This is a genomic window from Marisediminitalea sp. (assembly GCF_984433645.1).
On the sequence record NZ_CFIDRX010000168.1, the window covers coordinates 1 to 9,432 of the forward strand.

Consider the following 9,432-nt stretch of genomic DNA (forward strand, 5'->3'; position numbering starts at 1 on the left):
GACCTGATTCAGATTCCGGATTGCCGTATCCGTAAACTGAGCTTGCAAAAAGCCGCTACCGCCCATGAGCTTAAGTATTTTCAGAAATCCTTCGCGCAGCTAGTGCAGGACTACAAAATAGAAACTATCGTTATTCGCCAGCGCCCTATGAAGGGCAAATTTGCGGGTGGTGCGATTGGGTTTAAATTAGAAGCGGCGCTGGAGTTGCTAAACGGCGTGCAGGTTATTGTAATGCCGCCTACCGAGATCAAAGCGGCGTTAAAAGAAAATCACATGTTCATAGAGTTTGGCGATACCGGCTTGAAAGGTTTTCAGAAGTCAGCGTTTGAAACCGCGCTGGCCTATATTAGCCAACACCTTTAACTCGCTCTTTAGGCCGTTTGGACACTGTCTGAAGTGAATGATGCGGGCTCTTTGAGCGCCATCGAAATATAATAAAAATCCAAGGATGTATAAATGCTTAAACGTACTGCTATTCTGGCACCGTTATTTTTCTCTGCTCACTTGTCTGCCCAGACCTGGATAGAAGATGCCCAGGGTCAACGCTATTTGCTAGGTGATCAACTCGTATCAACCACTACTGAGGCTTACAATTACTGTACAAGTAAAGGGCTTACCCCTGCCAACGTTGCACAAATGAGGCGCGCTTTACGGCAGGGAAAAGTCACAGTGGACTTTGTCAGCGTCGCGGTTAGCGAGGATGCCAAGACACCCTTCATAAAAGATAAGCACTGGATAGCGAAACATGAACAAAGACGGATCCGGGTAAGGAATTCATCGTCCTTCGACAGTGCATTACCTTTATGTGCAGGGCGCTAAAACTCTATTGTTGCAGGTTAAGCACTGTCGCATAAATCTGCGGCGGTGACTTGCTCGTAGTGAGGGCGGGAACGTCCATTGCCGCGAATAAACGTTCTTATCGTTTACATAAAAAAAAGCCGCGCAAGGCGGCGTTTTTGCATTTAATCGGTATACATTGAATAGCCCCTGGGATGGGTTTCTTCTGCGCACACGATGGGTTTAAAGCAAGATAACAAGTCCATGTCTCTGTATATCGTTTTTTTGGAGCACTCAAACCCATGAGTGATCAGCTCTTCCTGTAACTGAGCTACCGTTTTATATTTCGGGTATCTCGGAATGAGAGTTTCTAATAAAAAACAGCGAATCACCCTGTCACCGGCGCTTTTAACGACAGACGTACTAATCACTTTTTTCATTATTGCCTACCTTTGTTGTTGAGTTCAGTCTCCTACTAAATTGCAGGTAGGCCTCAGCTCGCGCTGTACTTTCCTGCCTCAACTCCAATCAAAGATTGAACGACATCCTGTCTTTTCGGTAATGCATGCTTTGCAGCTTATTGTTCTTAAGTCATTAATAAGACCAGACTAAATCTAGGTTTTTTTCTTGCTAAAGGCAACCGCGTTTCAATGTTGACTCAGCGACATTATAGCCACCTTAATACTTACAATGCGTGGAATGCCTGCCAGAGTATGGAAACCTCGCCGCGTTATTCATGTTTTATTTTTTATGGTTTGGGTCAGCTTCTGTCCCGGTTCATTGTTACTTTGCCCATCAGTTGTTTTTGTATTAATGGAGAGCATTATGAACAATGTAGTAAAGGGACTGGGTGTGTTGCTGACGTTGGCCAGTATGACCGCAAACGCTGTACTCATTAATGACAACAGTTTTGCCCAGGCCGGTTTTAAAGACACATCAACAGGTTTGGTGTGGATGGACTTTGGCATTAACAATGGTCAGTCTTACAATCACGTCAGCTCTCAACTTGGCGCTGGTGGAGATTATTCTGGGTGGCGTTTGCCTTCTGCGGAAGAGGTTTACATGTTGTGGGATCACGTTGCCAACCTTGATGAGGTTGAGGCCGATTTCGAGAGCCCTGATTACTATGGGGCAGGGCAATTATACGCCTGGGATTACAATTCGCGTGTGGTCGGTGGCGACGACTCAGTATGGGACAATATCTTCAATATTATGGGGTTCAATTCCGCTTCCGGTACTGATTATATGGAAAGAAGCTCAGCCATTGGCTTTTTCATGGGGCATCACGGCTTGGCGAGTGTAAAGTTTCATGATGCTATAGATAAAGTCGGATTCCCCGCGTTTACACACAAGGATGAAGTAGCGCTGAGAGACGACGGGGCATATTCCGATTTCTTTTTAGGCCTCGCGCACGAAAATTATTCGACCATGCTGGTTCGAACGGCCACAGTGCCTGAGCCCGGCGCCTTCGTGGCTTTTGCTACTGCAATAGTCGCTTTAAGCTGGCGGCGAAGACAGGGGCGCTTTGGCCGGAAAACACGACTGTAATTAAGGTTTGTCGGGCGCCGGCGATCAATACACGTTTCACCAAAACGCCCCTGAACGCATACACGACACACGTGCATTCATCGTTCGGGAGCGTAATGTGAAGACAGCTCGTTGCTTTTCAAAGGGGCCGAGCTTGCCGACTATGCATAGGGACCATGTGGTTTAACAAAGCTCATTCTTTGTTAAGCCATTGCCAGAAATTGTCTGGCATTTGCTTTTCTACCTCCAGCATCGACTTAACATCCACGGTGCTATTACAGCCCATAAGCGGAACTTCAATTTCTTGTTCCTGGGCAGACCAGTCCATCTCGAAATAGCGCGTATTTTCTTCGTCGTAAGCGATACGTTTTATTCTGCCGTAACCATAAAGTTTCATTGATTCGCCGAACTTTTCTCGTTTTTTCAGAATAACCAAATCACCGGCGCAAAGCGTATTCCACCTGTTGAGCTGAGACTCACTTTCTAAATAGTCGAACCGGCAAATACCGTGTTTTTTCCACTCGATATCCAAACGTTGTGAAAAGTCAGCCCCCGGGCAAAAGCCCATGAACAGAATATAGTCATCAGCGGGTTTTGAATAATCTATTGCATCCAGAATGGCAACGGCATCAGAGTCGCCTTTTTCTACCAGTGCTTTAGCGTTCTTTTTCATAACGGCTAATTCGTGTCTGCTCATTGTGCCTGAGTTTAGGCGATCTAACTGCTTTTGATACTTCATGTACTACTTCCTTTTCCGGTTCATTCGGCTGTATGTTTTGGGGGTTACTCGGTGACTAATAAATTGCGTAGTGCGGATCTGACCTCCAAATGTGACTGTATTTCAATAGTCTAAACTGTTCCAACACCTTTAATCTAAGCGGTGTATCGGTAATTATGGACTTGTCGGCGAATAGGCTGAATGTCTCTTGGTGTGTGTCATAAATAACCCTACCTCGAGGAAATTGCTGATATTCGGTGCCAAGTAGCATTTTGTGCCTGGGTAAATAAATCCTATTTGTTTCCCATTCGGTTAAATGACTGAATGCGGAATCTACTCTGCCGAGGCTATCGCATGTTGCGTCTGTAAGTGGTATAGATTTGGCAATAACCTGCCATCTATAACACCAAAAAATACCCACTTGGGGTGTTGGCGGAGTCATTACTTCTCCTGTTAAACAGTTTTACCCACTACTGCCTGATAGGTGTTTTAGAACCCTTTTTTGAAGTGAAAAAAGCGCATTAAAATTTAACCTCATGTTTTATAGTTGTTTTTTTCTTTCTTGGATGCCCGAAAGATGATTGTTTCATCTGAAATAGGCCTCTCACCCAAAACAACAACCCCATAATTTAATAACGTAATTTCTTTCGGGCATTGAGTTGATAACCTTCTGTTAACAAAATGACAGGAGTGTTTGTGTGATTAAGTCTGTTCTGTATTCTGCGATTGCCAGTGCGTTGGTAGCCGCGCCTATTGTTACCTCTGCGGCCGTGCCTGCACTGAACGATAAAGCCTATTTTTCTCAACCCAGTCTCGACATTGTGGTGTTCAGCAACTGGTACAACGGGTTGTTTGGCGATTCTAAAATCAGTGGGGTAGAGCTGGTTCACTTTGGTGAGCGTATTGCGACTAACGGCGATGTACGCCTGAGTGCCACACCCGAGCAATGGGACCCCATTCCCACCTTTGTGGAACGCAAAGTAGACAACAACACCAATACGATCAGCGCTACCTTGTCGTATCCGGAATTCGATTTTACCTACACCATTAGCGCCAGCCCCATCGAAAATGGCGTGGAAATTACCTTGTCGTCACCGCGTCCGGTTCCAGCTGAGCTGGTGGGTAAAGCGGGTTTCAACATCGAGTTTTTGCCTGCTAATTATATGGAAACCAGCTTTCTGGCCGACGGCAAACCCGGCACGTTTCCGCTGTATCCTACCGGGGTAAAAGAGATCATTGGTCAGCATGAGCCGGCACCGCTGGCGTCTGCAAAACAATTGGTATTGGCCCCTGAAAGTGACACCAAGCGTGTGATGATCGAGTCTTCAGCGCCGCTAACACTGTACGACGGTAGAGCCAAAGCACAAAACGGCTGGTATGTGGTGCGCGGTGTGTTGCCCGAAAATAAACAGGGTGAATTGCTGACCTGGCGTATTACCGCCAGTACCGATGATGCCTGGTTGCGCGACCCTATGATTGCTCATTCGCAGGTAGGGTATTTGCCCTGGCAAACTAAACGCGCGGTCATTGAGCTAGACAAGCACGCACCGGTAAATGGCATGGCAGAGCTGCTAAAAGTGAATGCCGACGGCTCGAAAGCGGTAGTTAAGAAAGCCGCGCCCGGCAAGGTTGAGGACTACACGCGCTACCAATACGCCACGTTTGATTTTACCGATGTCACTGAGCCGGGCCTTTACCAGTTACGTTATAAGGGGACTACCACGGCATCTTTCCCCATTGCTGAGCATGTACTGGATGCCGCCTGGTACCCCACGCTGGACCATTATTTCCCGGTACAAATGGATCACGTGTTGGTTAACGAGGCGTATCGCGTATGGCACGGTGCCTCGCATTTAGATGACGCACTGCAAGCGCCGGTGAATCATGAGCATTTCGACCTGTACGCCCAGGGGCCGACCACGGACACCCAGTACAAGCCCGGCGAACACATTCCCGGATTAAACGTAGGCGGTTGGTACGACGCGGGTGACTACGACATTCGTACCCAAACTCAATATCGCACGGTGCGTTTTTTAGTGCAGGCGTTTGAGGAGTTCGGCATCGACCGCGACACCACGTTGGTGGATTACGACCGCAAATATGTCGATATTCACGTGCCCGATGGCAAACCTGATTTGCTGCAACAAATTGAGCATGGCACGCTGGCATTGCTGGCGCAGTTCAAGGCGGTAGGGCATGCCATTCCGGGTATTATTGTGCCGGATATCAGCCAGTACACCCACCTGGGTGACGGCCTGACCATGACCGATAACCTGATTTACAACGCGTCGATGGCAGACACTGAATCCAATGGCATAGAAAGCGGCGTATTCGACGACCGCTGGGCATTTACGTCTAAATCTACGCCGCTTAATTACGGTTCAATGGCGGCGCTGGCTGCAGCCAGTCGTACCTTGCAGGGCTACAAGCCGGTGTTGGCCAAAGAAAGCCTGGATACCGCCATTGCGGCATGGGCAAGCGAAGCCGACAAACAGCCCGACTTGTTCCGCGTGGGTAACACGACTGGCGGTGGTCTGGAAGAAGAAAAGCTCAAAGCTGCGGTGGAGTTATTGGTCACCACCGGCGATACGCAGTATAAGCATGCAGTAACGGCATTACTGCCGCATATCGAGGAGCACTTTGGTCGCAGTGCTGTATTGGCCGTCCGCGCGCTACCCTTTATGGACAACGCCTATAAAAAACGTATTCGCGCCGCGGCTGAGGCCTATAAACCCAAGCTTGAGGCGGCAACCAGCAAAAATCCATTTGGCGTGGTGATCACCGAATACGGTTGGGCGGGTAATGGTACCGTACTGGATATGGCGGTGACTCAGTACTATCTGCATCAGGCCTATCCTGATCTCTACAGCAGCGACCTTATTTACCGCTCGCTGGATTATTTGTATGGCACGCACCCGGACTCCGATATCTCATTTGTGTCGAACGTAGGCACGATATCGAAGAAAGTGGCGTACGGTATGAACCGCGCTGACTATTCGTTTATCAGCGGTGCCATTGTGCCGGGCGTTCTCATCCTGAAACCTGATCTGCCGGAAAATATGGAAAACTGGCCGTTCCTGTGGGGCGAAAACGAGTATGTTATCGACTTGGGCGCGTCTTACCTGTTTACCGTAAATGCTGCACTTAAACTTGCAGGCAGACAGCCGTAACGAGTGTGTCACGCACTGTTCGGCGCAGCTGTATCGGCGTCGAACAGTGTACTCAGGCCGTGCAACCGTATAGTATTTCGAGTCATATCAACCACATGAACAAGTAATCGAGGCAAGGATGTTAAACAGGTTTATTACGCTATGCGCACTGGTGTGTTTGCACGTCAGTGTTGCAGCTTACGCCAAAGTGGTACCGGCAACTGATGCAGGGTATGTGTATACCGGTCGTATTGACTTTGCGAATGCCAGTGCGCCCTATTTAACCTGGCCCGGTTCATCGGTGAAAGCGCGTTTTTCTGGTGAGTCTTTGTCGGTAACGTTAAAAGACGACAACGGCAAGAATTACTACAATGTGATTGTCGATGGGAACGACGCCTTTCCCTTTGTGATTGAAGCTAAGCAAGGTGAGCACGCATACTGGATAAGTAACACGCTAGGCGCTGGCGAGCACACGGTGGAAATCTACAAGCGCACCGAAGGCGAAGAAGGCGGTACGCATTTTCTGGGTATTAGCATTGATGCCGATGCGGCATTGTTGGCTCCTCCGGGCAGACCAACACGTCGAATCGAAATTTACGGTGATTCCATTTCCAGTGGTATGGGCAATGTAGCGCCTTACAATGGCCCCGACAACTTACCCCGCGACAAAAACCACTACCTCAGTTACGGCGCCATTGCTGCCAGAACGTTAGGCGCAGAGCTACATACAATCTCGCAAAGCGGTATTGGTATTATGGTGAGCTGGTTTAACTTTATTATGCCGCAGTTTTACGACCAGCTGAGCGCTGTGGGTAACAACGATTCACAGTGGGACTTCAGCTCCTGGACACCCCAGGTGCTGGTCATTAACCTCATGCAGAACGACAGCTGGCTGGTGCCCGATCCCAAGCGAATTTCGCCTACACCCACCGAACCTCAAATCATTGCGGCGTATCAGGCTTTTGTGAAATCAGTGAGAGCGGAGTACCCCAATGCCCAAATTATATGTGCGCTGGGCAGTATGGATGCCACCAAGGCGGGGTCACCCTGGCCAGGTTATGTTGAAGCCGCTGTAGCGAACTTAACCATCGAGGGCGACAGCAGGCTTTCCACCGTGGTATTTCCGTTTAATGGCTACGGCCAGCATCCCAGAGTGAATCAACACACCAGCAATGCTGAGCTGTTAACCCAAGCCATACAACAGGTCACTGGCTGGCGTTAGGTTTCAGGTGATTCGGCCGGGGTAAGGGAGCGTTTGCTACATCGCCTTACCCACCATTCTGTGCCGGCAATACTCAGGACTATGGTGGCCATTCTGCACAGGTTGGCCGCTTGACCACCAATAGCGGTGCTGTCTACCTGCCACAATACCCAATAGCCGTTCATCAGCGTGTGCAGGGTGATCACTATCCACAGATTATGGCCCCAGCGGTAAAACAACCAGGCAAACCAAAGGCCGCCAATGGCGGTAAACAATGCGGCGGTGGCGGCCTGAACAAGGGTGGCACCCTGAAACCAGTGGCCCATGCCAAAAATGACCGCACCAATGAGTGCAGCAGGCAGGAAGCGCCAACCGGCTATAGCAATCAGTGAGCCTACCAAAAAGCCTCGGAAAAACAGCTCTTCAAAGAAGCCGGGGATCAGGCTTTTGGTCATCAGTGTCGTAACCGACGGGGCAGAGAACTCAAAAAATACGCTAAATCCAATCAGCATAGGTAATGAAAACAACAAGGCTGCCGCTACGCCAATCAGTGGCTGGTGGGTTATCCCTACAGCCTTGAGTAACGGGCCTTTTCGCCTTAACAGAATGCCGGCCAGCAATATTGCCAGCGACCAGCAGAGGTAAGGCACAGCATATTTTACATAGGGGGCGGTTATTTGCGGCTGCAAAAACCGGGTAGCGAATATCGCCGCCGAGAATACGCTGAGAATGATGATACTGGAGACTGCTTTTCCTTGTTCCATGTGCTTGCCCTCTCCTTGTTGGGGAGCTTGTATCATAGCCTATTTTTTCAACCAGCCAATGGCTTGCGCGGTTATTTTACATTTGCGCGAAGACGGGCCGCCGCTGCCCAGTCGGGCGGCTAGTAGGGTTTATCGCCGCCAATGGTAACCCGGTAGCCAGAACGGGTATCCGGGAAGTAATCCCAAACTGCAAAGTGCTGGGTACAGCGGTTATCCCATATGGCAATGGAATGAGGCTGCCAGCTAAAGCGCACCTGAAAATTCGGGTCTTTAGCCAGTTCGTAGAGCATGGCTAAAATGCCATCGCTTTCGTTTTTAGACACACCCAGAATGCGTGTGGTGTACGAGGCATTCACAAATATTGCTTTCTTGCCGGTTACCGGGTGTGTGCGTATTACGGGGTGCACATTACATGGGTAGGCGGTTCCGTAGTCACCGTAAATGGCGTGGTACACGTGGTTGGCGTCGTGCTCTGCCTGCAGACCTTCCAAATACTGTTGCATGGCAGGCGACAAGGCATCATAGGCGGCATACATCGAAGAAAACAAGGTGTCGCCACCTACGTCTGGTAGAGTGTGAATATACAACATGGAGCCCATCGGCGGCAGTTCGTTGCAACTGAGGTCTGAATGCCAGTTGTCGCCCGCGATGTACTTTGAGTCTTTGTCGGCGTGAATGGCGACAATCTTTTCATAGCCATCAATACCCTTTGCGCCGGGGTGAACAATGAGGTCACCGAAAATCTGACCAACAGCCATGTGTTGTTCATGCGTGATCTGCTGATCGCGAAAAAAGATAACCTGGTGTTCAGCAATCGCTGCCTTCAGTTGCTCTTCTACTTCAGCCGTGATTGGCTTAGTTAAGTCGATATTGCCGATCTCTGCGCCAATATTGCGGGTCAGCGGGGTAATGGTAATAGTGTCAGATGCCATGATTAACTCCGGTAATGTGATACGCCAGGCTTGAGCTACATGCCAAACGGATATGTTTTGTAGTCAGCGACCGCGCTTTCGCGAACGCCACTTAACCCCACTGCATATTGCAGGAGCAGGCCCAGTGAGTGTGAAAATCTGGCCTGAATATAGGTATCGTCCTTGTCGTCCGACGGCGTCGGGGTGTTAAAGCAGGCCTTAACATTGCGAATAATTAAGTGGTCGGGGATCCAGCAAATGCGATTGTTTTTACTGCTGCTGATACGCAGCTCAGCCACGGGCAGGTAACCACCGGTCGATGCAGACAGCGCAATAATCAAACCCGGCTTGTTGGCAGTTTCTTTTACGCCGCAATACAAAAAGA

At 49.4% G+C, this 9,432-nt stretch carries 8 protein-coding genes and 1 pseudogene; 5 read left to right on the forward strand and 4 right to left on the reverse strand.

Annotated elements, in window-relative coordinates; genetic code table 11:
• From AC4MRN_RS16860 to AC4MRN_RS16870, 3 genes are all read left to right on the forward strand, one after another.
• Positions 1 to 363, forward strand: a 363-nt coding sequence (locus AC4MRN_RS16860) for a DUF3010 family protein (protein WP_491203932.1), incomplete at its 5' end; no start/stop codon positions are given.
• A 93-nt stretch (positions 364 to 456) separates the two neighbouring features.
• Complete coding sequence (locus AC4MRN_RS16865) at positions 457 to 819, forward strand: hypothetical protein (protein ID WP_491203933.1); 363 nt, start codon at positions 457 to 459, stop codon at positions 817 to 819.
• Between the two features lie 783 nt (positions 820 to 1,602).
• Positions 1,603 to 2,325, forward strand: a complete 723-nt coding sequence (locus AC4MRN_RS16870; RefSeq protein ID WP_162359724.1) for a PEP-CTERM sorting domain-containing protein — start codon at positions 1,603 to 1,605, stop codon at positions 2,323 to 2,325.
• A 172-nt stretch (positions 2,326 to 2,497) separates the two neighbouring features.
• Here the strand turns inward: AC4MRN_RS16870 and AC4MRN_RS16875 are convergent, their stop codons facing one another.
• Positions 2,498 to 3,043, reverse strand: coding sequence for a hypothetical protein (locus AC4MRN_RS16875; protein WP_073324076.1), 546 nt, complete (start codon positions 3,041 to 3,043; stop codon positions 2,498 to 2,500).
• Positions 3,044 to 3,720: 677 nt separating this feature from the next.
• On the opposite strand from AC4MRN_RS16875, the gene AC4MRN_RS16880 reads away from it, so the two are divergent.
• Together AC4MRN_RS16880 and AC4MRN_RS16885 are read left to right on the forward strand one after the other, a co-directional pair.
• Positions 3,721 to 6,192: a glycoside hydrolase family 9 protein gene (locus AC4MRN_RS16880; protein WP_491203934.1), complete on the forward strand. Its 2,472-nt coding sequence runs from the start codon at positions 3,721 to 3,723 to the stop codon at positions 6,190 to 6,192.
• Between the two features lie 118 nt (positions 6,193 to 6,310).
• Positions 6,311 to 7,393, forward strand: a complete 1,083-nt coding sequence (locus AC4MRN_RS16885; protein WP_491203935.1) for an electron transporter RnfD — start codon at positions 6,311 to 6,313, stop codon at positions 7,391 to 7,393.
• Here the strand turns inward: AC4MRN_RS16885 and AC4MRN_RS16890 are convergent.
• The 3 genes and pseudogenes from AC4MRN_RS16890 to AC4MRN_RS16900 form a co-directional block, all read right to left on the reverse strand.
• Positions 7,390 to 8,136, reverse strand: coding sequence for a CPBP family intramembrane glutamic endopeptidase (locus tag AC4MRN_RS16890; RefSeq protein WP_491203936.1), 747 nt, complete (start codon positions 8,134 to 8,136; stop codon positions 7,390 to 7,392). The two genes, AC4MRN_RS16885 and AC4MRN_RS16890, sit on opposite strands and share 4 nt — an antisense overlap.
• Before the next feature lie 119 nt (positions 8,137 to 8,255).
• Complete coding sequence (locus AC4MRN_RS16895; protein WP_491203937.1) at positions 8,256 to 9,068, reverse strand: TauD/TfdA dioxygenase family protein; 813 nt, start codon at positions 9,066 to 9,068, stop codon at positions 8,256 to 8,258.
• 35 nt (positions 9,069 to 9,103) lie between these two features.
• Positions 9,104 to 9,432: pseudogene (locus AC4MRN_RS16900) on the reverse strand (hypothetical protein); the annotation flags it as partial.